At 47.0% G+C, this 202-nt stretch carries 2 tRNA genes; both read left to right on the top strand.

The annotated features are described in order from the left end of the window. Window position 1 precedes the first annotated feature (1 nt). A tRNA-Leu gene (locus CWB65_RS19160) sits at window positions 2–86 on the top strand. Between the two features lie 40 nt (window positions 87–126). Beyond that, a tRNA-Gln gene (locus CWB65_RS19155) sits at window positions 127–201 on the top strand. Window position 202: the final 1 nt, after the last annotated feature.

The following is a 202-nucleotide window of genomic DNA, read 5'->3' as shown; positions in this document are numbered from 1 at the left end:
TGCGGGAGTGGCGGAATTGGTAGACGCGCTGGATTTAGGTTCCAGTATCTTAGGATGTGAGAGTTCAAGTCTCTCCTTCCGCACCACGTTCTTGATTAGAACTAAAACTATCAAATATTTCTTTGTTGGGATATCGCCAAGCGGTAAGGCACCAGGTTTTGATCCTGGCATTCCCAGGTTCAAATCCTGGTATCCCAGCCAA

The organism is Pseudoalteromonas sp. S554, from assembly GCF_005930865.1.
In the GTDB taxonomy this organism is placed as follows: Bacteria; Pseudomonadota; Gammaproteobacteria; order Enterobacterales; family Alteromonadaceae; genus Pseudoalteromonas; species Pseudoalteromonas marina.
This window is presented reverse-complemented; position numbering and strand designations above follow the sequence as displayed.